This window comes from Paracoccus saliphilus, from assembly GCF_028553805.1.
Lineage (GTDB): Bacteria > Pseudomonadota > Alphaproteobacteria > Rhodobacterales > Rhodobacteraceae > Paracoccus > Paracoccus saliphilus.
Window position 1 is genome coordinate 1,888,207 of sequence record NZ_CP067140.1, and the last position, 22,610, is coordinate 1,910,816.

The 22,610-nt window shown below is 58.5% G+C and carries 22 protein-coding genes; 13 read left to right on the forward strand and 9 right to left on the reverse strand.

Features of this window, described 5'->3' with window-relative positions:
- Positions 1-2: 2 nt before the first annotated feature.
- Genes pstA through phoB form a run of 4 tightly spaced genes read left to right on the forward strand, consistent with a single transcriptional unit; the run spans position 3 to position 3,555 of the window.
- Positions 3-1,295, forward strand: a complete 1,293-nt coding sequence (gene pstA / locus JHX88_RS09020) for a phosphate ABC transporter permease PstA (RefSeq protein ID WP_076528418.1) — start codon at positions 3-5, stop codon at positions 1,293-1,295.
- 23 nt (positions 1,296-1,318) lie between these two features.
- Positions 1,319-2,116: a phosphate ABC transporter ATP-binding protein PstB gene (gene pstB, locus JHX88_RS09025; protein ID WP_076528420.1), complete on the forward strand. Its 798-nt coding sequence runs from the start codon at positions 1,319-1,321 to the stop codon at positions 2,114-2,116.
- Between the two features lie 20 nt (positions 2,117-2,136).
- A complete protein-coding gene (phoU, locus tag JHX88_RS09030) occupies positions 2,137-2,862 on the forward strand; it encodes a phosphate signaling complex protein PhoU (RefSeq protein ID WP_076528436.1) in 726 nt (241 codons plus the stop codon).
- Positions 2,863-2,865: 3 nt separating this feature from the next.
- Positions 2,866-3,555: a phosphate regulon transcriptional regulator PhoB gene (phoB, locus tag JHX88_RS09035; protein ID WP_076526552.1), complete on the forward strand. Its 690-nt coding sequence runs from the start codon at positions 2,866-2,868 to the stop codon at positions 3,553-3,555.
- Positions 3,556-3,604: 49 nt separating this feature from the next.
- Here phoB and JHX88_RS09040 read toward each other — a convergent pair whose 3' ends face one another.
- From JHX88_RS09040 to JHX88_RS09060, 5 genes are all read right to left on the reverse strand, one after another.
- A complete protein-coding gene (locus JHX88_RS09040) occupies positions 3,605-6,130 on the reverse strand; it encodes an arsenate reductase (azurin) large subunit (RefSeq protein WP_076528422.1) in 2,526 nt (841 codons plus the stop codon).
- A gap of 13 nt (positions 6,131-6,143) precedes the next feature.
- Positions 6,144-6,668, reverse strand: coding sequence for an arsenate reductase (azurin) small subunit (locus tag JHX88_RS09045; protein WP_076528424.1), 525 nt, complete (start codon positions 6,666-6,668; stop codon positions 6,144-6,146).
- Positions 6,669-6,830: 162 nt separating this feature from the next.
- A complete protein-coding gene (locus JHX88_RS09050) occupies positions 6,831-8,060 on the reverse strand; it encodes a sigma-54-dependent transcriptional regulator (RefSeq protein WP_076528426.1) in 1,230 nt (409 codons plus the stop codon).
- Positions 8,054-9,490 carry an ATP-binding protein gene (locus tag JHX88_RS09055; RefSeq protein WP_076528428.1) on the reverse strand — a complete coding sequence of 479 codons (1,437 nt, stop codon included), beginning with the start codon at positions 9,488-9,490 and terminating at the stop codon, positions 8,054-8,056. Before JHX88_RS09055 ends, JHX88_RS09050 begins: the two co-directional genes overlap by 7 nt.
- Entirely contained in the window at positions 9,490-10,323 is an 834-nt protein-coding gene (locus JHX88_RS09060) for a substrate-binding domain-containing protein (RefSeq protein ID WP_272848226.1), read from the reverse strand. Before JHX88_RS09060 ends, JHX88_RS09055 begins: the two co-directional genes overlap by 1 nt.
- A 294-nt stretch (positions 10,324-10,617) precedes the next feature.
- Here JHX88_RS09060 and JHX88_RS09065 point away from each other — a divergent pair, with 294 nt between their 5' ends.
- The 3 genes from JHX88_RS09065 (at position 10,618) to arsJ (ending at position 13,705) form a co-directional block, all read left to right on the forward strand.
- On the forward strand, positions 10,618-11,457 hold the full coding sequence (locus JHX88_RS09065) for an arsenate reductase/protein-tyrosine-phosphatase family protein (RefSeq protein ID WP_272848227.1): 840 nt from the start codon (positions 10,618-10,620) through the stop codon (positions 11,455-11,457).
- Positions 11,454-12,455, forward strand: coding sequence for an ArsJ-associated glyceraldehyde-3-phosphate dehydrogenase (locus JHX88_RS09070; RefSeq protein ID WP_076529225.1), 1,002 nt, complete (start codon positions 11,454-11,456; stop codon positions 12,453-12,455). Before JHX88_RS09065 ends, JHX88_RS09070 begins: the two co-directional genes overlap by 4 nt.
- Positions 12,456-12,520: 65 nt before the next feature.
- Positions 12,521-13,705 carry an organoarsenical effux MFS transporter ArsJ gene (gene arsJ, locus JHX88_RS09075; RefSeq protein ID WP_084203344.1) on the forward strand — a complete coding sequence of 395 codons (1,185 nt, stop codon included), beginning with the start codon at positions 12,521-12,523 and terminating at the stop codon, positions 13,703-13,705.
- Positions 13,706-14,084: 379 nt separating this feature from the next.
- Here the strand turns inward: arsJ and phnE (JHX88_RS09080) are convergent, their stop codons facing one another.
- The 4 genes from phnE (JHX88_RS09080) to phnD all read right to left on the reverse strand — a co-directional run bounded on the left by phnE (JHX88_RS09080) (position 14,085) and on the right by phnD (position 17,537).
- Positions 14,085-14,897, reverse strand: a complete 813-nt coding sequence (phnE, locus tag JHX88_RS09080; protein ID WP_076529062.1) for a phosphonate ABC transporter, permease protein PhnE — start codon at positions 14,895-14,897, stop codon at positions 14,085-14,087.
- Positions 14,894-15,700 carry a phosphonate ABC transporter, permease protein PhnE gene (gene phnE, locus JHX88_RS09085; RefSeq protein ID WP_076529064.1) on the reverse strand — a complete coding sequence of 269 codons (807 nt, stop codon included), beginning with the start codon at positions 15,698-15,700 and terminating at the stop codon, positions 14,894-14,896. Before phnE (JHX88_RS09085) ends, phnE (JHX88_RS09080) begins: the two co-directional genes overlap by 4 nt.
- Positions 15,697-16,518, reverse strand: coding sequence for a phosphonate ABC transporter ATP-binding protein (gene phnC / locus JHX88_RS09090; protein ID WP_076529066.1), 822 nt, complete (start codon positions 16,516-16,518; stop codon positions 15,697-15,699). Before phnC ends, phnE (JHX88_RS09085) begins: the two co-directional genes overlap by 4 nt.
- A gap of 68 nt (positions 16,519-16,586) precedes the next feature.
- Positions 16,587-17,537: a phosphate/phosphite/phosphonate ABC transporter substrate-binding protein gene (gene phnD, locus JHX88_RS09095; RefSeq protein ID WP_076529068.1), complete on the reverse strand. Its 951-nt coding sequence runs from the start codon at positions 17,535-17,537 to the stop codon at positions 16,587-16,589.
- Positions 17,538-17,841: 304 nt separating this feature from the next.
- Here phnD and JHX88_RS09100 point away from each other — a divergent pair, with 304 nt between their 5' ends.
- The 6 genes from JHX88_RS09100 to JHX88_RS09125 all read left to right on the forward strand — a co-directional run bounded on the left by JHX88_RS09100 (position 17,842) and on the right by JHX88_RS09125 (position 22,595).
- Positions 17,842-18,189 carry a PadR family transcriptional regulator gene (locus JHX88_RS09100; RefSeq protein ID WP_076529097.1) on the forward strand — a complete coding sequence of 116 codons (348 nt, stop codon included), beginning with the start codon at positions 17,842-17,844 and terminating at the stop codon, positions 18,187-18,189.
- 70 nt (positions 18,190-18,259) lie between these two features.
- Positions 18,260-19,447, forward strand: coding sequence for an MFS transporter (locus JHX88_RS09105; protein ID WP_076529069.1), 1,188 nt, complete (start codon positions 18,260-18,262; stop codon positions 19,445-19,447).
- On the forward strand, positions 19,444-20,211 hold the full coding sequence (gene arsH, locus JHX88_RS09110) for an arsenical resistance protein ArsH (protein ID WP_076529072.1): 768 nt from the start codon (positions 19,444-19,446) through the stop codon (positions 20,209-20,211). Before JHX88_RS09105 ends, arsH begins: the two co-directional genes overlap by 4 nt.
- Positions 20,208-20,975: a phosphodiesterase gene (locus JHX88_RS09115; protein WP_076529074.1), complete on the forward strand. Its 768-nt coding sequence runs from the start codon at positions 20,208-20,210 to the stop codon at positions 20,973-20,975. The genes arsH and JHX88_RS09115 overlap by 4 nt, the downstream gene beginning before the upstream one ends.
- Positions 20,976-21,303: 328 nt before the next feature.
- Positions 21,304-21,816 (forward strand): Panacea domain-containing protein, encoded by a 513-nt coding sequence (locus JHX88_RS09120; RefSeq protein ID WP_076529076.1) that lies wholly within the window; start codon positions 21,304-21,306, stop codon positions 21,814-21,816.
- Positions 21,816-22,595: a hypothetical protein gene (locus JHX88_RS09125; RefSeq protein WP_141225960.1), complete on the forward strand. Its 780-nt coding sequence runs from the start codon at positions 21,816-21,818 to the stop codon at positions 22,593-22,595. The genes JHX88_RS09120 and JHX88_RS09125 overlap by 1 nt, the downstream gene beginning before the upstream one ends.
- Positions 22,596-22,610 lie beyond the last annotated feature (15 nt).

Consider the following 22,610-nt stretch of genomic DNA (forward strand, 5'->3'; position numbering starts at 1 on the left):
ACATGACCGATCAGACGAACGACGCGCCTCAAGCCTCCCATGGCTGGGCTTCACCGGAATTCCAAAACAGACTCTCGCGTCGTCGCCGGAGCGAGGCGATCCTGAAAGGGGTTGGACTGGGCGCGATCCTCTTTGCCTTCCTGATGCTGGGTATCCTGCTCTGGACGCTGATTTCGGGAGGGACGCAGGCATTTCGGCAAACGCATATCACGCTTGACGTGCCAATCTCGGCCGAGCTGGTAGATTCCGAGGACCCGTCTCGCGGCAATTATCGCAACGTCATGAACGAGGCGATGCAAGTTACTTTTCCGGATGCGGAAGAGGGTGATTTGCGCGCTCTGTCAGGGATTGTGTCGAATGCTGCCCAGTTTGAGGTGCGGGATCGTGTTGTGGCCGATCCTTCGCTGATCGGCCAGACCATTACCATAAATGTGCCGGTCTCGGACCCGTATGATCAATTGAACAAGGGCAATGTCGATACCGAGTCGGATGAAACCATGCGGCGGCTGAACGATGCCGCGATCGGCTGGTTCCAGCAATTGCAGGATGAAGGACGGATCTCGAAACCAATCAACTGGGCTTTGCTCACCAACGCTGATTCACGCTTCCCCGAACTGGCCGGGCTGAAGGGCGCTATCATCGGGTCGTTCTATGCTCTGCTGGTTTGTTTCCTGATCTCGTTTCCACTGGGCATCGGCGCTGCAATCTACCTGGAGGAATTCGCGCCCAAGAACCGCCTGAGCGACGTGATCGAAGTCAATATCAACAACCTCGCGGCGGTCCCCTCGGTGGTGTTTGGCCTGCTGGCCCTGGCGGTTTTTCTGGGCTGGTTTGGGATGCCGCGCTCGGCGCCCCTGGTCGGTGGGATGACGCTGGCGCTGATGACAATGCCGACGATCATCATCGCCACCCGCGCCGCGCTGAAGGCGGTGCCACCGTCGATCCGCGAAGCGGCGCTTGGCGTCGGCGCGTCGAAGCAACAGGTTGTGTTCGGCCATGTGCTGCCGCTGGCCATGCCCGGCATTCTGACCGGCACGATCATCGGGCTGGCGCAAGCTCTCGGAGAAACCGCGCCACTGTTGCTGATCGGCATGAATGCCTTCGTGACGGCTGCGCCGTCAACGCCGATGGACGCCGCGACCGCGCTGCCGACACAGATTTTTATCTGGGCGGACAGCCCCGAACGCGGCTTTGTCAGCCGGACATCCGCCGCAATTCTCGTGCTGCTGGGGTTCCTCGTCATGATGAACGCCCTAGCCATCTTCCTGCGCAACCGTTTTGAACGCCGTTGGTGATACGGTCGAAGGAGCCTAGAATAATGTATGACATCAACCGAGCGGAGAGTGCCGTGACCCAGCAGGATATCAAGATCTCGGCCAAGAATGTGCAGGTCTATTATGGCGACACCCATGCCATCAAGGATGTGAATGTCGAGATCCTCGACAAGACCGTGACCGCCTTCATCGGCCCGTCGGGCTGCGGAAAATCGACCTTCCTGCGCTGTATCAACCGGATGAACGACAGTATCGACATCGCGCGCATCAAAGGCCAGATCCGACTGGATGGACAGGACATTTATGACCGCAAAGTCGATCCGGTGCAGCTGAGGGCCCGCGTTGGGATGGTGTTCCAGAAGCCGAATCCGTTCCCCAAGTCGATCTATGACAACGTGGCCTACGGCCCGAAAATCCACGGCCTGGCCCGCAACAAGGCAGAGCTGGACGAGATCGTCGAGAAATCGCTGCGCGGATCGGCGCTGTGGAACGAGGTCAAGGACCGCTTGCAGGAACCCGGCACCGGTTTGTCAGGCGGTCAGCAACAGCGCCTCTGCATCGCCCGTGCCGTGGCGACCGCGCCCGAGGTGCTGCTGATGGATGAGCCCTGCTCGGCGCTTGATCCGATTGCAACCGGGCAGGTCGAGGAACTGATCGAACAGCTGCGCTCGAAGTTCTCGGTCGTCATCGTGACGCATTCGATGCAGCAGGCCGCCCGCGTCAGCCAGAAGACAGCCTTTTTCCACCTGGGCAACCTGGTCGAATATGGCGAAACCGACGACATTTTCACGAAACCGCAGGATTCGCGCACGGAATCCTACATCTCGGGCCGTATCGGCTGACCCTGGAGGAGACAGGAATGATGAATCGCGACAAACATATATCCTCCGCGTTCGACCGCGACCTGGAGACGATCCAGGCGCAGGTCGTCAAGATGGGCGGCATGGTCGAAGTCGCCATCTCGGATGCCGCGACGGCACTGGATACTCGGGACGAGGACTTGGCCGAAGAGGTTCGCCGCCGGGACAAGGCAATCGATACGCTGGAATTGCAGATCAACGAGGATGCGGCGCGGCTGATTGCCCTGCGCGCGCCCACGGCCACCGATCTGCGCATGGTGCTGGCAGTGATGAAGATCGCCGCCTCGCTGGAGCGCGTGGGCGATTACGCCAAGAACATGGCCAAGCGGACCGATGTGCTGACGCAGATGCCGGTGATCGATGGCTCTGGCATGGCGATCCGCCGCATGTCGCGGGCGGTCAGCAAGATGCTGCAGGACGCGCTGGACAGCTATATCCGCCGCGATGGCGAATTGGCCGAGGATGTCCGCCAGCGCGACCTGGAAGTGGACCAGATGTATAACGCTTTGTTCCGCGAGTTCCTGACCCATATGATGGAGGACCCGCGCAACATCACCGCCTGCATGCATCTGCATTTCATCGCCAAGAATGTCGAGCGGATGGGTGACCACGCAACCTCGATTGCCGAGCAGGTGATCTACCTGGTGACCGGAGAATTGCCGGATGACAGCCGGCCCAAGGCCAGCAGCGTGTCGAGCGATGCGGGATCCGCTAGCAATGAGGGATAAGAGATGACGATTCAGGCCCCTTGCGTATTGGTTGTCGAAGACGAAAACGCGCAGCGTGAGGTCCTGCAATACAATCTCGAGGCCGAGGGCTTCGAGGTCGTGGTCGCCGATAATGGCGAGGACGCCTTGCTGCTGGTGCAGGAGGAGCAGCCCGATTTGCTGGTGCTGGACTGGATGCTGCCCAAGGTTTCCGGGATCGAGGTCTGCCGCCAGGTCAAGGCCGATCCGGCAACCCGCGGGATTCCGATCATCATGCTCTCGGCACGTAGCGAAGAGACGGACCGGGTGCGCGGGCTGGAAACCGGGGCGGACGATTATGTCGTCAAGCCTTATTCCGTGGTCGAGCTGATGGCCCGGCTGCGCACACAGTTGCGCCGCACCCGCCCCTCGACCATGGGCGAGAGGCTGAGTTTCGGCGATATCATCCTGGATGCGGCCGAGCACCGGGTCTTTCGCGCCGGACAGCCCCTGCATCTGGGTCCGACCGAGTTTCGGCTGCTGTCCACGCTGATGGAAAAACCGGGCCGGGTCTGGACACGCGAGCAGTTGCTGGATCGGGTCTGGGGGCGTGATATCTATGTCGATACCCGCACCATCGACGTGCATGTCGGGCGGCTGCGCAAAGCGCTGATGACCAATGGCGGTGACAATCCGGTGCGCACCGTGCGCGGCACCGGTTACGCGCTTGGCTGACAGCCTGCCCGGTTGAACGGGCAGGCTGGGCTACTGCGGTAAAGGCCGGTCAGAACCGGAACTCCTTCGACTTGAACGAAATATGCCGTGCGGCTTCCGGGACGTCCGCTATTTTGCGAATGTCCGCCCATGTCTGCTTATAGACGGGGATCACCAATTCGTTCACACCTTTGCTGACGATATTGCCCTGGGTTCCCCGCGGCGAACCGAACAGCATGAAGGTTTCACCTCGCGTGGCCGTCTCGGTCGGGTAGGCTATCGCCTGCGTGGCACCGTTTCCATTGAAGACTTCCACCAGGTCCCCCGGCTCGATGCCGTTCTCCGCCATGTCCTCGGGGTTCATCTCAATGAACGGATAGGGCCAGCGGTCGGTGACAAAGTCATTCTCCTGGTCCAGGAACCAGTTCTGCCAGTTGAGATTTGAGCGACCGTTATTGATCAGGAACGTGTAGGATTCGCTCTCTTCCTGTTTTCCGGGAGTAACCAGGCCACGCCATGGCCCAGCCATGAAGCGCGCGAGCCCGTCATCGGTAGAGAACTTACCGTCCTTGTAAAGCCGGTCTGTGCCGATGATAGTTTCGCCGTCCAGCCCTTGGGGAGGCTCCTGAAAACCATTCGTCCCCATTCCCCGCAGCCGTTCATAGGTGACATCGGGATGGGCGGATTGATAGCCGTCGCGGAAGGCGTCTTCTTCGTTTTTCCAGTCATAGCCCTGGAAATTGGCGGCATAGTCGCTGTTGCCCGCCTCGGAGAGCACGCGCTCCATATGCTGGGCGATTCCTGCCGCGATGAGGCAATCGGGCATCGCGTGACCCGGTGGGTCCATGTATTTCTCGGCCAGCCGCATGCGCCTCTCTCCATTCATGGAAGTCAGGTTCATCTCGCCCTGCTGGGCGGCGGGCAGGACGACATGCGCCTGACTACCCATCTCGTTCTGGATGATATCCACGTTCACCGCGAAGAGCCCACCCTCGGCAATCGCGCCGACAATGGCATCGACCAGGGCGTCTCGCCCCTGTCCTGCAACCGAATCCATGGCCTCTTTCACCATATTGGTGCGGTGGTTGTAGATCCGCTTGAACTCGGTGGCGTTCAAAGTGGTTCGGTAATGGTTACAGGCCCAGATATGATGCACACCCCCTTTGCCATCGATGATGAGTTGATCAACATAGGCCGCGGGCCGTCCCACATGACCTTCACTCGGGCGGAAATAGCCCTCCTGATGGCCTCCCATCCGGACGCAACCTCCGCCCAAATGCCCGATATTCCTGGTTGCCAGAGAGATATTCACGATAGCGCCATTGGTGCGGTAATTATCGTTGCCCCAGATGATCCCCTTTTCATAGCCAATCATCATGCGACGACGGGCACCGCCTTCTTTCGGCTCGGCCATCCATTCGGCGGCCTTGCGGATATCGTCAGCCGGAACGCCGCAGATTTCAGCGGCCTCCTCCAGTGACATCCGGTTCGTCTCGACGGCATCCTCGAAGCTGGTCAGCAGGCCAGGATTTGCGTCTGATGCGCCCTTCGCCGGGAACTCTGCCGGGTGTTCGGCGGCTTCGCGCAACGTGTGAGCGTCGATGAAATCCTGATCATGCCAGCCTTGTTCGACGATATGCGTGAAGATCGCGTTCGCCAGTGCCAGATCGGTTCCCGAATTGATTGGCAAATGCAGAACGTTATCGGTCCCTGCGGCTTGCTCTGCCGCATTGACCGAGACGTTTCTGCGCGGGTCGATAAAGATGATCTTGGCGGGCTCATGCGGTTCGTCCGGCAGCAATTCGGCTTTCTTGTCCGACGTGATGCCCTGCAGGTTCGGCACCCAGTGGTTGAGGAAGTAGTTCGTCTGGCACTCCAGAGGATTGCATCCCCAGGCAACCAGTGTGTCGGTGAGTTCGGCGTCCTCATAGGCGTTGTTCAATTCGCCAACACCCATATCTCGCGTGGCATGAACCTCGGAATTATATGCGGGGCGGTTGTGAATGCGGACATTCTTGACCTTCATGCTCTCGAAATACAGCTTCCCGGTGCCCCAGGTGTTTTCATAGCCACCACCCGAGCCGCCATGATCGAACATTGATACGATCAGATCGTCCTCGGACCCGTCCGTCACGATCCGCGCTGTCACCCTTGCAACCAGATCGAATGCATCCTCCCAGCTTGTCTGCTGATATGTTCCGTAACGCCAGGTCAGCGGATCGGTCAGCCGATGTCCTTGGGTGCCGGTAACGGTCGAGGGGTGGTTCTCGGCCATGCGCGCGCCGCGCACCGAGCCGAGACCGGAATTTACCACGCAGTTCACATCGGGCTTGATGACCAGTTGAACGTCTCGGCCGTCCTGTTTCACAATGTTATACATCGAGGGCGCATACCATGCTTCAGTGTCCTGAGGTTGCTGCTCACTCAGATCCACGCCAAAGACGTTTTGCGATGGATCAGTGCCGCCTTGCCGGTTGATCGGCCAAGTGTAAGCCTTGTAGCCGCAGCCGACGATGCAATAATGGCAAACCGCATTTTGAACTTTTGCGTCCGCCGGGATGATCGGCAGGCGGTCGATATGTCTCTTGTAAGCCATGATCCGTTCTCCTTCAGAGCGTATTGGACAGGCGGCCAAAGATCAGCTCGTCCACGCCTTCGGCATAGATCTCGCCGTCATCATCGACGCGCAGATTGAATTGCGGCAGGTTGCTGGTGGCATGCCCCCAGACCTGCTGCCCGCCCGCTTCTGCATCGAAACGCGAATAATGGCCGGGGCAATTGAAGGTCCGGTCATCAGCGTTATAACCCAGATACCAGCCCTTGTGCGGGCACAGGACGGAGAAGCCGACGATATCCCCATCTGGCCCGGCGCCGCCTTCCACCGCATGCCCAAGCTTGAGCAACACTCCGGGGCTGTCATCATCTGGGTAACTGACGTCGAGCGGTTCGTTTTCGGTCAGGTCGGCCACGTTGCCGAGCCGGTTCGCCGGATATTCAACCCGCGCGAGCGCAGCCTGCGCCTTGGCCTCTTGCGTTCCGGCAAATGTCGTCGCGGCCGCACCCGCGGTGGCCATCATCCCGCCTCGCAGGAACTGGCGGCGCCCGGCATCGATCAAGCGATTGCATTTTGTCATCTGGCTTGGTTCTCCCCTCGCTGGTTGAGAAGAGTATAGCGTGTTCTCGTGGCAATCTTATGGCGGCATCGCGCAAGAAAATTCTACTAATAAATTGTAATAATTTGCATTTTCTTGATGTTCGGTTTCCCGAACATTAACCGCGAAAGCCAAGGGAAATAATCAGGAAAGCCCGAATTTCTGCATCTTTTCCCATAATGTCGTCCGGGCGATCCGCAATAGTTTTGCGGTCTTGCCAAGATGTCCGCCGGTCTGTTCCAGCGCTGCGATAATCTGCGACCGCTCTGCCGCATCACGTGCTTCTGCCAGGGACAGGAACCAGTCACCTTCGGCAAGTCTCTCGGGAAAAAGATCTGCGGGCTGTATCCAGCCGTCTCGCGCGGTCTGAAACGCCCGTGTCAGACGGGTCCGAATTTCCCGACCGCCACCGGAGAGATCGTGGCCGCGCAGGGCCTGTTCGGCCAGGGCGCTGATGCCGCGCAATGGGGGATCGTGTTTTGCATTCAGTTGGTCGAAGAGACGATTCATCAGCCATACCGCATCTTCAGGCCGTTGACGAAAAGGCGGGACCGGAATTTCGACCTCGGAGAGTTGAGCAAACAGATCGGCGCGGAACGACCCCGATGCAACCTCGTCCTCGATTGTCGGGTCGGTGGTCGAAATGATGCGGCCGGAAAAATCCCGATCGAGCGACGTGAGCAAACGATCTTGTAACGCTTCGCTCATCCGATCGATGGATTGCAGGCAAAGGATGCCCTCTCCAACAGCGTCCATTGCGCCGCCTGCTGCGAACAGCGCTTGCTCGACCTTTTGGTCCCTCGCGAAATTTACGGTCAAGAAAGGTGCAGAGCAGCGGTCGGAAAGTTCGTGTAGTCGCTTAGCAATCGAGATTTTTCCGGTGCCCGGACCACCAAGAATCGTGACATGGCCGTTACGGTTGGCGGCCTGCTCCACCAGTTCTTCGACTCTCTGCGCTGCAGGCGAAATACCCACCAGAGGAGGCATTTCAAGTGCATTGCGTGGTTTCATCAGCAATGCCAACCGATCCAGAAACACCGACATGTCGAAAGGCTTCGTTACGTAATCCACGGCGCCGGACTGCATGAGGCGAACCGCCTGGGCGATGCTTCCCTGCCCTGTGATGAACAAAAATGGGGGTGGAGTAGAGGTTCGGCATAGCGTTGCGAACAAATCCTCGCCAGTGCCGTCCGGCAGGATGATGTCGCAGATCACCGCGTCAATGGGCGCGCGCGGGGTGCGAATTGCGCCCAGTGCCCGAACCATCTGTTTATACCAGATGATCTCGGCTCCTTCCAATTTCAGTCTCTGCGCGATTGAGCCGCCCATGATTTCGTCATCTTCGATTAGAGCAATGCGGCGTTGATTTAGCATGATTGGCTGGCCGGAGTTGGTGGATTACATGGAAGTGAGATGATGATCCGGGTGCCGCCATCCGGTGGGGCTAAATGTGTGATGGTTCCGGCCAGCATTCCCACAAGTTCTCGCACCATTCGCAATCCGACCCCTTCGCCGGGCAAAATCGGCTCCGAACCTTGCAGGCGCCGTAGGGCAGGGGCGGGCATTCCGGGTCCATTATCGAAAATTTCGAACCGCAATGCATCTCCGGCCAGATACGCATGCAACCCAACTTTTCCCCCATGCTTTGCTGCGTTTGATGCGTTCAGCAGCAGGTTGAGCAGAATCTGCCGAAGCATTCCTGCATCGTGACCCGATAAATTTTTCGGGTCGAGTTCGATCCGCCAATCGAGCCGTTGCTCGTGCCTGGTAATTTCAGGGCCGATCAGCAGGCGCAGATCTGCCAGATCATCCAGCGACATATCCGCGCCATCTTGATCTATCCGGTTTTGCTCGAGTGTGGCGTGAGTCACGTCCCGCAAATGTTTTAATCCGCGCTCGAGCAATTCAGCCGATTGCCGAACCACATCCGGCCGGTCGGCAAAGCGGCGGATGGTGTCGGTCGCATTTATCAGACCGCCCAGGGGATTGTTGATCTCGTGGGCGAGCGAGGAAGAAAGCTGTCCGAGACTCACAAACCGCTCACGTTCAGCCAATTGGCGTTCGGCCTCGCTGCGCGCCTCAATGGCTTCGGCCATCGCATTGTAGGTCTGAAAGAGGCGTGCAACTTCCGAATCTCCGCGCGGAACCTGGACAGCGGGAATTGGAATGGGCTGCCCGATTGTCGCATCCATCCGTCGCGCCAGTTGCGTTACGGGGCGCAGCATTCGCCGAACCGCAAGATATCCGGCAAGTGCCATTGCAGTAGTTAACAGCGTATTGCCAATAATCAGCAAAAGTTCCGCGCGCCGACGCTCGGCACTCATGTCTCTGACATCGAGATCCGCTACGATTTTTCCGACATCGCGCCCCTGGTAAACCAATGGGGCACGAACCCTGACATGCGAGGAATTTCTTGCAAATGTAATCGCGTCGAGGCGTTGAGCCTCCTCCGCTAATGCATCGATTGAGGTGTCGATCGGGACTCGCCGAGGATCCGTCGCTGCCAGGACCTTCCCGGTTTCGTCGGCAACGACAGTCAGAAGCATTCTGCGCGAACTTCCCGTAGAACTGGCCCGGTCGAGCGTGTCGTAAACCTCCCAGATATCTTTTCGTAGAACAGAGGGACCAAGCGCCAGTGACAGACCTTCAATATGAAGCCGGGCAAGCTCACGAAGTCTGTTGTCCTGCACTCGATCAAGCGTCGAAAGCACCTGATGCGACGCAATCACACCTACCAATATCATCAACACTGCTGCCAAAAGTGGAACACGAAGCGAGAGGGGGAGATAAAGGAAGGGGCCCATCAGTGATGTCCAGCGAGATCCTGCATCCGGGTGAGGATACCATCGAACAAGGCCACTTCTCCCCGAATCATTCCGTCCAGTTGCAACAGCGTCAAGGCATCTCGCCCTCGCTCGGACTCGGTCATCTGTAGCAAGGCCGCCTGAAATACGGCAAGATCGGGTTCGCCGATCCGGTCTGTCCTTGCGCAGAACGGCGGAAAGCCCAGAGGTTCGGATCGGGAAATGACCCGGGTGCGATCAGTAAGTTCTGGTTCCACCTTCGTGAGTGCTTCCCAGACATATCCATCCACGCTGCCCGATCTGACAAGGCCGCCCGCCACTGCCCTGACGACATTCCTGTGCCCGTAAGTGAAAATGATACGAGAGAAAAATTGCTCCGGCCTCAGATTGTTGCGAGCGAGATCGGAGGCTGTTACGAGATATCCGGAATTCGAATTAGGATCTGAGAATGCGTGTGCTCCGCCTCTAAGGTCGGTCAGGCCCGATGCCTGATCTTCTTTAGAAGTGATCAGGTAGGACCGATAGGTCGGCGTGCCTTGCCAGAGCGGGACAGCGACCAGGGAAAGCTCATCCCGATGTTGGAGGAATGGATAGCCACACAACCACGCCGCATCCACACCGCCTTCGAGCAGTAATCCGGTTACCTCCTGGTATGTGCGTTTCTGGACCAGGGTGACCGGCATGCCCGCCGCATAGCTCAGAGATGTGCGCAGGCGATCGATGGTTTCGGAGTCATTGTCGAGAAACACCGGCGTTAGCCCTAATCGAAAGCTCGTTTGTGCGTCGGCTTGTCGACTTAGAAAACCGAGCGTTGCTGCGCCGATAGAAAACATCCGCCTGCTCAACATGGGCGTTCCTATGGTAAATTTCTCAATGCATCACCGATACTGGGCTATAATTTTTGTTAAAGCCATAGTGCGTTATGGTCATGAAAACAGTTCTTTATGGTGAAAGGCGTTTGGTCGGGTGGCTATATTCCCGGCCGATATGGCGCAGGTTCAAGGCGCACTACATTTATCGCCTATGGTCGTCTCTTACCAGCACATCATGCCAATGAGTCAAGATCCTCAAGGGAGCGTGGTGCAGATAACACTTGCCGATTCTAATATATCGTCTATTCTCGAAATATGGATACGAATCGCATAGATCAACTCGCCTCGCTCGCCCATCCGCAACGGTTGGCCCTGTTTCGGCTGCTAGTGCGGCGCTATCCGGACCGGGTTTCCGCCGGAGAGCTGGCCGAGGCAATCGATGCGCGACAGAACACCCTGTCATCCTACCTGACCTCGCTGCGCGCGGCCGGGTTGATCTCGCAGGCCCGCGAGGGCCGATCATTGCTTTACCGTGCCGAGATCGAGCAATCCGCGGCGCTGATCGGCTACCTTGTCGCCGATTGCTGCCGTGGCCGCCCCGACCTTTGCCAGCCATTCATTCAACCCACCCCTTCCGGAGAAAGACCCATGTCCGATCGGAAATACAATGTCCTGTTCATCTGCACGGGCAATTCCGCCCGCTCGATCTTTGGCGAATCAATCCTGCGCTTCGAGGCCGGGGACCGCTTTAACGCCTATTCCGCCGGCACATATCCCTATTCCGAACTGAACCCGTTCGCTGTCGAGATGCTCGATCACAAGGGGCATGACATCAGCGCCCTGCGGGCCAAGAATATCGCCGAGTTCCAGGGCCCCGACGCGCCAGTCATGGATTTCGTGTTCACCGTCTGCGACCGCGCCGCGAATGAGGAATGCCCGGCATGGGCAGGCCAGCCGATCAGCGCGCATTGGGGGATGCCCGATCCGGTGAAGGCAGAGGGGACCGAGGCAGAGAAGAAACTGGCCTTCCAGCAGGCCTATGCCGGTTTACGCAACCGTATCCTCGCCTTTACCGCATTGCCGCTGGACAGCCTTGATCGCATTTCGCTGCAACATCGCGTGGACGACATCGCCCGCGACCTGGAGGCACAATGACCGTCACCTATGCGCTGAACGGGCTTGGCCGGATCGGCAAGCTGGCGCTGCGGCCACTGCTGGAAAGCGGGGCAGAGATCGCCTGGATCAACGATGCGACAGGCGATCCCGAGATGCACGCCCATCTGCTGGAATTCGACAGTGTGCATGGCCGCTGGCCCGCCGAGTTCAGCCACGATGCGAAGAGTATCAGCGTCAATGGCACCCGCCTGCCGGTGCATAACGTGAAGCGCATCGAGGATTTGCCATTGGGTGGGGTCGATGTGGTGATCGATTGCACCGGGGTGTTCAAGAGCGAGGCGAAACTCGCCCCCTATTTCGCCGCCGGGGTGAAGAAGGTGATTGTCAGCGCGCCGGTCAAGGATGGGCCGGTCGCAAATATCGTGTATGGCGTCAATCACGCGACCTACGACCCCGCCCGGCATGACATCGTCACGGCGGCAAGCTGCACGACGAACTGCCTGGCCCCGGTGGTCAAGGTCATCCATGAGGGGCTGGGTATCCGCCACGGCTCGATCACCACGATCCATGATGTGACCAATACACAAACCATCGTGGACCGCCCGGCCAAGGATCTACGGCGTGCCCGCTCGGCGTTGAATTCGTTGATCCCGACCACGACCGGCTCGGCCACGGCGATCACGCTGATCTATCCCGAGCTCAAGGGGCGGTTGAACGGTCATGCGGTGCGGGTGCCGCTGCTCAACGCTTCGCTGACCGATTGCGTGTTCGAGGTGGCCCGCGAGACCAGCGCCGAAGAGGTCAACGCGATGTTGCGCGCCGCCGCCGAGGGGCCGCTGCAAGGCATCCTTGGCTTCGAGGACCGCCCGCTGGTCTCGGCCGATTACGTGAATGACACAAGGTCGAGCATCGTGGACGGGCCGTCGACGATGGTTGTCGCGGGGACGCAGGTCAAGATTTACGCGTGGTATGACAACGAGATGGGCTATGCCCATAGGCTGGTCGATGTCGCGCGCATGGTCGGGGCGTCGCTGTGAGTGCCGCAGCCCGGCCCGAGGGGCTTACCGCCTATATCACCGTGACCGCCGCCTATTGGGCCTTCATGCTGACCGATGGCGCCCTGCGGATGCTGGTGCTGCTGCATTTCCATACGCTCGGTTTCTCGCCGGTGCAGCTGGCCTACCTGTTCCTGCTTTATGAGCTGGCGGGCATCGTCACCAATCTCTCGGCGGGCTGGATCGCCGCGCGTTTCGGCCTGACCTCGACGCTTTATGCGGGGCTGGGCATCCAGGTGCTGGCGCTTCTGGCGCTGGCGGCGCTCGATCCGGGCTGGAGCCTTTGGGCCTCGGTCGTCTATGTCATGGCGGTGCAGGGTGCGTCGGGCGTCGCCAAGGACCTGTCCAAGATGAGCGCGAAAAGCGCCGTCAAGCTGCTTGCCCCCTCGGGCGAGGGCGGGTTGTTTTGGTGGGTGGCGCTGCTGACCGGCTCCAAGAACGCGGTGAAGGGGGCGGGCTTCCTGCTTGGGGCGGTGCTGTTGGCCGTTCTGGGCTTCGTGCCCGCGATCCTGGCGATGGCCCTGGTGCTGGCGCTGATCCTGCTTGCGGTCCTGCTGAAGATGCCGGCGGGGCTGCCGCAGGGCAGGAAAGGCGCGAAGTTCCGCGAAGTGTTTTCCAAGGACCGGAATATCAACCGCCTGTCGGCAGCGCGGCTGTTCCTGTTCGGCGCCCGCGATGTCTGGTTCGTCGTCGGCATCCCGATCTATTTCTACGCGGTGCTGTCCGACGGGTCGGAAGAGGGCAACCGCGCTGCCTTCTTCATGATCGGCACATTCATGGCGGTCTGGACCATCCTTTATGGGGCGGTGCAGGCGGCTGCGCCGCGCCTGCTTGGGGCCGCCAAGCGCCCCGAGGCGGAATTGATCCGGGAAGCCCGGCGTTGGGCCGGGTTCCTGTTCCTCGTCCCGGCGGCTTTGGCCGTGCTGATCTGGAGCGTGGGCGCACCGGGTGCGGGACTGACCGCCGCGATCGTGATCGGCCTGCTGGTCTTTGGTGCCATCTTCGCGGTCAACTCCTCGCTGCATTCCTACCTGATCCTCGCCTTCTCGACCTCCGGGCGGGTGACGATGGATGTGGGGTTTTACTACATGGCCAATGCCGCCGGCCGGTTACTGGGCACGCTGTTGTCGGGGCTCAGTTATCAGCTTGGGGGGCTGGCGCTTTGCCTCGCGAGCGCCGCCTTGCTGATTGCCCTCAGTTGGGCGGGGGCAGGGCGGTTGCGGTCGGCGTGATAGCGGATGGTCGTCAGATTAACCCGAACTTGTCTCAGCAGATGGAATACGACTTCGGTCACTCAATCAGTGCTTGTATCTTATCCTGATCATTGGGGCCAGCGGAAGGAGAGAACCATGCTGCCAGCTCGCTTAGCCTATATCGGCTTCTTGATTTGCGTCACCACAATGCTACCGCAAGCTGCGGCGGCTGTTATCGCGCCGGATCGCCAGTTGCTCGTCCCAGCAGGGATATTTGCGGCCGGACAAGTTGTGGGAGCGCTCCTTTGTTTGCCCCAACTCTTCTTTGCCGCGCGCCAATAGGTTCAAAGGGCCATTAAATATACGGTGCCACCACTCCATGAACTGGGCAGTTTAGGCGGTCTGCGAACCTGCTCGATCAGAGGATAGCGTGGCGTATCCGAGCCGAAACCCATTCGCTCAGCACGACCGTGGCAAGGATCAAAAGCAGGATCACCGTTACCTGGCTCCATGCGAGGGTATTAAGCGAAGCTTGGAGTTTCAGGCCGATGCCCCCTGCTCCCACAAGGCCTAGGATTGTGCTTTCCCGGATGTTGATATCCCAGCGAAAGACAGTGATTCCCCAGAAGGCTGGCATGATTTGCGGGACGATCCCGTAGTTGAGAACCTGTGCACTGCTGGCGCCCGTAGCCTCGATCGCCTCGATCTGGGTGACATCGGTTTCCTCGATCGCCTCGTAGAGCAGCTTGCCGACGAAACCGATGGAGCGCAGCGCGATGGCAACGATTCCAGCTAGCAGGCCTGGCCCGATGATGGCCACCAGCAGCAGCGCCCAGATCAGCGAGTTGATCGAGCGCGAGGCCACGATGATGAAAAGCGCAAGGGGCCGCAGGATCGTGGCCGAGGGCGTGGTATTGCGGGCCGCCATGAAGGCGACCGGCACTGCCATGATCACCCCCCCGATGGTGCCCAATGTGGCGATGTTGATCGTGTCCCAGAGCGGTTGCATCAGCTCGGGCAGGTAGCTCCAGCGCGGAGGGATCATGCGGCTGCCGATGTCGGCGGCCTGCTTGGGTGCATCGGCCACGAAAAACCAGATTGTGTCTGCTGTCATCAACTTCCAGCACCAGACGAAGAGCGCGACGAGGGCCAGCCACCCGACCCAGAGCATCAGTCGCCCGCGCGGGCTACGATGGGACCAGACCTGACTATAGTGGGATATCTCGGTCATTGCAGGAACTTCCGCAAGTAGCTGGAGCTGTATTCGGCTACCATAACAATGGCGATGACGATGAGCAGGATCGCTCCGGCGCTGTCATATTCATAGCGGTCAATGGCGGTGTTGAGTGTGGCGCCGATGCCTCCCGCCCCGACGATGCCGATCACCGCGCTTTCGCGGAAATTGATATCGAGCCGGTAGAGCGAAAGACCGATCAGCCGTGGCATCACCTGTGGCTGCACCGCGTAGTTGACGAGTTGCCACCAAGAAGCCCCGGTGGAGCGGATCGACTCGGCCTGGGCGGCGTCGATCTCTTCGATATCATCGGCCAGCAACTTGGCGATGAAGCCGATGGTGGCGAAAGACAGGGTGATGAAGCCCGCAAAGGGACCGAAGCCGAACATCGCTACGAAGAAAATCGCAATGATTATCTCCTGCAAGGCCCGGCTGGTGGCGATGATCGCGCGGCAGAAATAGTAGATCCAGCGCGGTGTGAGGTTGCGTGCAGCGCCGATCCCGATGGGAATGGATATCAAAACACCGACGACCGTGGAGGTCAGCGTCATCGTCAGGCTCTCGACAAGTCCCTGGCTGATGTCCTTCCAGCGGCTGGTGAAATCGGGCTGAAGGAAACCCATGATGAAGCGCTGCCCGCGCTCCAACCCTTCGTAGACGCGGGCCCAGTTCACATCCACAGTGCTCACTGCCAGCACGAGGTAAACAAGGATGCCGACCTGCAAAGCGAGGCGCCAGTGGTGGTTCTTAATAATCTGCGGCGGGCGTCGCCAGGTTGTGGGGTAGGCTTGTGTGGTCATTGGGCGAGGGCTTCCATCCGCTCGCGGGCGTCGGCTTCCGCCTTGGCCTGCTCCTCGTCGCCTCGGCGCATCTCGTTCCAGTCCTCCTCTCCATAAATCGTGGTAAGCGTTGCCTCGGTCAATTCATCGGGCGATCCGTCGAAGACGACACGCCCCGCGCGCAGCCCGACGATCCGCTGCATGAACTGCTGGGCCAGTGGCACGTCATGGATGTTGACGATGGCCGGAAGGCCACGCTCGGCACAGATTTCTGTTAGAAGGCGCATGATTTGTCGGCTCGTCTTGGGGTCGAGACTCGCGGTCGGTTCATCGACCAGAAGTAGTTCTGGATCCTGAGCGAGGGCTCGGGCGATACCGACCCTCTGGCGCTGCCCACCGGATAGAGCGTCGGCACGCTTGTCGGCGTGATCGATCAGCCCGATGCGGTCGAGAAGCTGATAGGCACGCTGGATATCAGCACCCGGATACTTTCGCAGAAAGCTGCGCCAGAACGGAACGTAGCCGAGGCGCCCGGAAATTACGTTTTCCATCACGGTCAGCCGTTCGACCAATGCGTATTCCTGGAAAATCATGCCAATGCGGCGTCTCTGCCGTCGTAGCTCCGACTTGCCGAGGCCCACGAGGTTCACTTTACCCAGCGTGACTTCTCCCGCGGTCGGCTCGACAAGCCGGTTGATACAACGGATGAGCGTGGACTTACCTGCACCAGAGGGGCCGATCAGGCCGAGTATCTGGCCCTCGGGCACGGTCAGGGTAACATCGGCGAGGGCGGTATCGCCAGTTTTGTAAGTTTTGGAAAGGCCCGAGAGAGTCAGCATTCAATTGGTCTCGCACGAATACACGGGCAACGTGCGGCCGCCCGTGGATGTCAGAATTTGCCGGAGACTCAGTTACATTCGTAGGCGACGCCGTTGGCCTCGTCGATGGTCCGGATCACGGCCCAGTCTTCTTGGAAAGTGATCGGAATGAACTTGGCCTCGCCCGATTTGCTGAACTCTTCCAGCAGCGCGGATCCTTTCCAATCGAAACTGAAGAAAGCCTCTTGAATTTTCTCCTGGAGCTCGGGGGTCAGGTTGTGCGCCGTGCCATAGCCCGTCGTCGGGAAAGTCTGCGAGGTGTAGATTGTCACCAGTTGGTCTTCGGTCACCACGTCACGTTCGAACATACGGCCTTTGACCGAGTTCGCAATGGCGGCGGCCGGGTAGTCCTTGTTGGCTACGCCGAGGATCGAGCTGTCATGCGCCCCCGAAAACACCGGCTCGAAATTTTCACCGGCTTCCATCCCGAATTCCGCCGAAAGAATCGCGGAAGGCGCCTTGAAGCCCGAATTCGAGGTCTCAGAGGTGAAGGCCATCTTCTTGCCAGCGATATCCTCTACCTTTTCGATGCCGGAATCCGGGTAGGTGATGATCTCCATCTCGTATCCGAATGAGCCGTCCTCGGCGGCCATCATGGTGAAGGGGCGAAAGCCTGCGCAGGCCACGGCTAGTGGGTTCGATCCGGTGTTGAAGCCGGCGACGTGCAGGCGCCCTGCGCGCATCGCCTCGATCTGAGCGGCGTTCGACTGGACCGGGAAGAATTGAACCTCCTTACCGGTCACTTCGACCATATGGTCGAGGAAGCCTTGCCAGACCTCGGCGTATACGGCGGGATCCTCGACCGGGGTGTAGGCAAAAATCAGTGTTGACGGATCGATCAGCTGTGACGCATCAGTCGGGATGTCTGCGATTAGGTCGCCGTCGGCGTCCGCGAAGCGGCTGTCTAGTTTGAATTCGGCATAGGCGGGCACAGCGGTAAGAATCGCAGCTACAGCAGTCAGATTAGTCAGAGTTTTCATCTTGTTCCCCAAGGTGATATGAATTTCTGCTGGAACTAGCGGTTTACTGTGACAGTGAGGTGACGCCAGTTGTTTGTCCCGATAGTGACTTATGCAATCGGACAAGCTGTGGGAATGCTCCTTTGTGCCGTTGCACGGCCCCTCTGTCATTTGAGATTAATTATATGCGTAGTCACGTTGGTTGACGCCTCGACGGGCAAGGTATACACCTAGCAACATGTCTCGCAACCCGAAACCCATCCGCTCTATTCCTCGCCAATCTCCGGATTATGCCGATCCGGCCTATTGGAGGGGAACGATCAAGATGTCGCTCTCCAAGTTTTTCGTGCTTTGTGTGCTTCATCAGAAGCCCATGCATGGCTATGAGGTCGTCCAAGCTGTTGAGCAAACGACCAAGGGATGCTGCAGCCCCACCGAGGGAACGGTCTATCCGATGTTGAACGAGTTTGAAGCAGGAGGCTATCTCACCTCGCATTTCGACGTTGTCCAGGGCCGAGAACGGAAGGTCTATACTCTGACAGAGAAGGGGGCTATCGCATTCCAGACCGCAGTGGATGCGTGGCTGGAGGCGACCGATTGCATCATTGCCAGCAAGGCGGCGGCGGGCGCACTTGCGGTTTCCCATGACGAGGTCGAAACGTCATGCGAGTGACGTTTTTTTACCTATATGCATCGATCATCGATGCATCGACTATCGATATGTATAGTCGAAAGCATGCGCCATGATCATGCCAACGAAACAGACTCGGGTGATTGCCGCGCTCGGCAGTGCACAGACGCTGGCATGGGGCTCGACCTATTATTTACCTGCGATCCTGGCCGTGCCGATGGCACATGACCTTGACCTGTCGACCGGTATGGTCTTCGCTGCCTTTTCGGCCGGACTGATGTTTTCTGCATGTCTTGGGCCACTGGTCGGCAGAAGGATTGACCGGTTCGGCGGTCGCGATGTGTTGGCGATCTCGAACCTGGTTTTCGCGACAGGTCTTGCGGTTCTCGGCGCAGCGCAAGGGGCGGGCATGCTGTTTACCGGCTGGCTGCTTATCGGCGCCGGCATGGCCATGGGTTTGTATGAGGCGGCCTTTTCCACGCTCGCCGGTATTTATGGCCGCAATGCGCGCGGTGCGATTACCGGTATTACACTTATCGCTGGACTCGCGAGCACCATCTGCTGGCCAATCACCGCTTACCTCGAAGCTGAAGTCGGCTGGCGTATGGCCTGTTTCATCTGGGCAATGGCTCATCTGGTTATCGGCCTGCCGCTCAACCGCCTTGTAGTGCCATCGGGCAGTCAGTTGGTCGCAAGAGAATCACAGGACATGTCGCACACGCCCCCTGGACGCGGCGCTGAACGTCCAAGCCTTACGATGGCACTCCTTGCTTTTGTCTTCGCGGTGACGTGGTTTACGAGCACTGCGATGGCAACGCATCTCCCCTTGCTTTTACAGGAAGCGGGCGCTTCGCCAGCCGTGGCAATCGGGGCTGCCGCCCTGGTCGGGCCGGCGCAGGTGGCGGGGCGCCTTCTCGAATTCGGCTTACTCCAACGTTTCCATCCGTTGCTCTCGGCGCGACTCGCGATCATTGCCCATCCACTCGGAGGGCTCTTGATCATTGCATTCGGTGCTCCGGCCGCAATCATATTCGCCCTCCTGCACGGGGCAGGAAACGGCATTCTGACAATTGCCAAGGGAACGCTGCCGCTCGCGATCTTCGGTCCCTCCGGTTACGGATTTCGTCAGGGTCTTCTGATGGCCCCGGCACGTTTCTGTCAGGCTGGCGCCCCGTTTTTGTTCGCCCTCTTGATGGAGCGATACGGCGCCGCCGCATTACTCCTGTCGATTTTCCTTGGGCTTACCGGCCTTGCGACTCTCCTTACCCTCGCGTCCCCATCAAAGGTCGAACACGCATGAGACTCCGATCATTATCCAACCCTGACTGCCTGCCTTCGCTGGATAGGCGCTATGCACGGCGTGGACCCGCAACCGGCCTGGCCGCCGAGCCACAGCATTCGCCACGTATCCTGCTTTTGTATGGGTCGCTGCGTAACCGATCCTATTCGCGCCTGGTCGTCGAGGAAGCCGCCCGTCTCGTCCGTTATTTTGGTGGCGAACCGCGCATCTTTGATCCGTCAGACCTCCCGTTGCCGGACCAGGTTACCGGCGACGATCATCCGGCGGTGCATGAACTGCGCGAACTTTCAATGTGGTCCGAGGGACAGATTTGGTGCAGCCCAGAGCGGCACGGCCAGATCACCGGCGTCATGAAGGCGCAAATCGACCACCTGCCGCTTAATATAGGCGGGATGAGGCCGACCCAGGGCCGGACACTGGCCGTCATGCAGGTTTCCGGGGGTTCGCAGTCTTTCAACGCGGTCAATACGCTGCGAATGCTTGGCCGCTGGATGCGGATGGTGACCGTCCCCAATCAGTCGAGTGTCGCGAAAGCGTTTCAGGAATTTGATGAGGCCGGACGCATGAAGCCATCAAGCTATTACGACCGTATTGTTGATGTCGTCGAGGAACTTGTCCGATTCACAGTGCTGCTGCGGCCCCATACCAGTCATCTGACTGATCGATACTCCGAACGAAAGGAGGCTGCGGGCGCAGAGCGAGATGCCGCGTCGGATCTTTCGGCAATCGCGATTGCCCCTCAAGTGACGGGAGTGAGGCGATGAGGAAATTGGTCTGGCTGACCGATTTGCATCTGGTCGAACAGGGCCGAGATTGGCCACATGGAATTGATCCCTTGGCGAGGCTTCGGTATTGTCTCGACGAAATACGAGCGCTTCATTCCGATGCTGAGCGTCTTGTTATCTCCGGAGACCTTATCCAGATCGGAAATCCGGGGGCTTATGGTATTCTGCGTTCAGAATTAGATCGAATGCCGATGCCTTATCACCTGCTGACCGGTAATCATGACAACCGCGCTGCGCTGCTTGCCAGTTTCCCAGAACTCAGTAGTGCCGAGGGGTTTATTCAGGGCGTCGAAGATCTCGGTGATATGCGTCTTCTATATCTCGATACGCTTGCTGCCGACGGCAAACACCATGGCGAGCTATGTCCAATTCGAATGCGATGGGTCCGTGAGCAAATCAGATCAGCGGACGAAAGGCCGCTACTTATTTTCTTGCATCATCCTCCGTGCGACATCGGCGTGCCGGCGCTTGATCGCCTGAGACTCTTTAACAGCGAGGAACTGGGCGATCTGATCCGTGCCCGGAATGGGGCCACCCATCTCTTCTGCGGCCATGTGCATCGGAATGCTTCCGGACTTTGGGCTGGACATCCCTTTGCAACGTTGAAGAGCCTTCATGTTCAGTTCGACCTGGATGTGACTGGCTCCGGCCTCACTCGCAGCATCGAACCGCCTGGTTACGGTATCATTTTCATTGGCCCGAACGAGATCATCTTGAATTATCGCGATATTCCCGCCTTGTAAACTTGAAGCTCTCATTCTACCAAGTCTGCTGACCGTCGGAACGGGGCTGTCCACTCAATTTGATCACGCCGGTCATATCTGGATCCCCATTATCATTGCGACACTTGCCTTTGATGCCCAATAATAGCGCGCCATAGGGAACATGGATTATATGCATTTGGGTCGCGTGAATCATCTAGGACCGGTCGGGCGTGGACTTGCCACTTTCCCGTCCCGGCCCCATTTTGCACATACACGGCACGAGACGGGCAATCGGCAACCACCCGATATGATATGGACCACAGTGCCTATCCGAAGTAGATTGAAGGCAGAGACAGAGGAAAGACCGATGGAAGCCCGCGAACGCGTTTCGAACATTCATGATGTGACCGATTACATCATTGGCCGGTTCGCAGATGATCCGGGCAGTCTCAACGTGCTGAAGCTACAGAAACTACTATACTACGTTCAGGCTTGGCATTTAGCGTTCGGCGCTGGAGTTCTATTTATTGGCGGTTTCCAGGCTTGGGTGCATGGACCGGCCAATCGCGAGATTTATGACCGTTTTAAGACCACACACACGATGTTCTCTGACGTGAATCGAGACCACATCCAGCCGACCTTCAGGGATGAAAATCTCTCCAAGGGGGCTCGCAGGCATATCGATGAGGTTCTGGAAGCTTACGGGGAGCTTTCTGGCATTCAGCTTGAACATATGACTCATGACGAACGTCCTTGGATCGAGGCGCGTGGGGCTTTGAGATCATTCGAGCGTTGCGAGACTGTCATCAAGGAAAGTTCGATGGAAAGGTTTTATCGGGAACTGCTAGAGCAGGCTTCAGAAGACGATACTCCACACTGATGTCCAAGTTGAAAAATGTTGTCGCGAAATCTCTGCATCGTGACGATAAAATCCGAGAAAAAGGCGACGTAAAGAAGGTTGTGCGATCGTCTCGGCGACCCGAAAAATGGCGTTGGAATTTTTCGCTGAGATACTGGACTCAAATGGAGTTCTTCGGCCTTGATACGGTAAATGCCAGGTGGTTTGTTTCCATGTTGGAGCGTCTGAGGCAGCTGTCGTCCGAAGAAGTGGATCGGATGCTCCGAGATCCGGCGGCCCAAGATCGTCTGCGTTATCATCCGATCAACTGGGCTGCGAAAAACATACCTATTCGCAAGGATCAGTTGGAGTCGCTTCCGGCTCATTACCGGGACGACCCGGAATACGAACTTCATCAGTTCCAGGTTTCGACCGGGCAGGGCCGGGTTGTGGGATTCTTCGACGAGCACTGGATATTCAACGTCGTGCTTCTCGATCCGCTTCACAATCTTCAGCCTTCGCGGAACTTCGAATACAAGGTGGACCCATGCTCTCCGCTGAGCTGCGAGATCACGGCCCTGCGCGAAGGAATGCTTCAGGGACTTTCGCATTGCCAGCAAGCAGCTTGCGCCGCCGCGAGCCACTTCCGGCAGCTCGCTACCGCACAACAGGTGCACCTTGAGGCATTTGACATACTTATGGTGAAGATTAGTGATCCGGCCCTTCTGGGCACGGCTAAGGAGTTAGTGAAAAACGGTGACGCCGCATCACTTGCCGACATTTTCGAAACGGGTATCCTGGCCACCATGGCCCAAGGGTAAAGCTTCTGAGCCGTC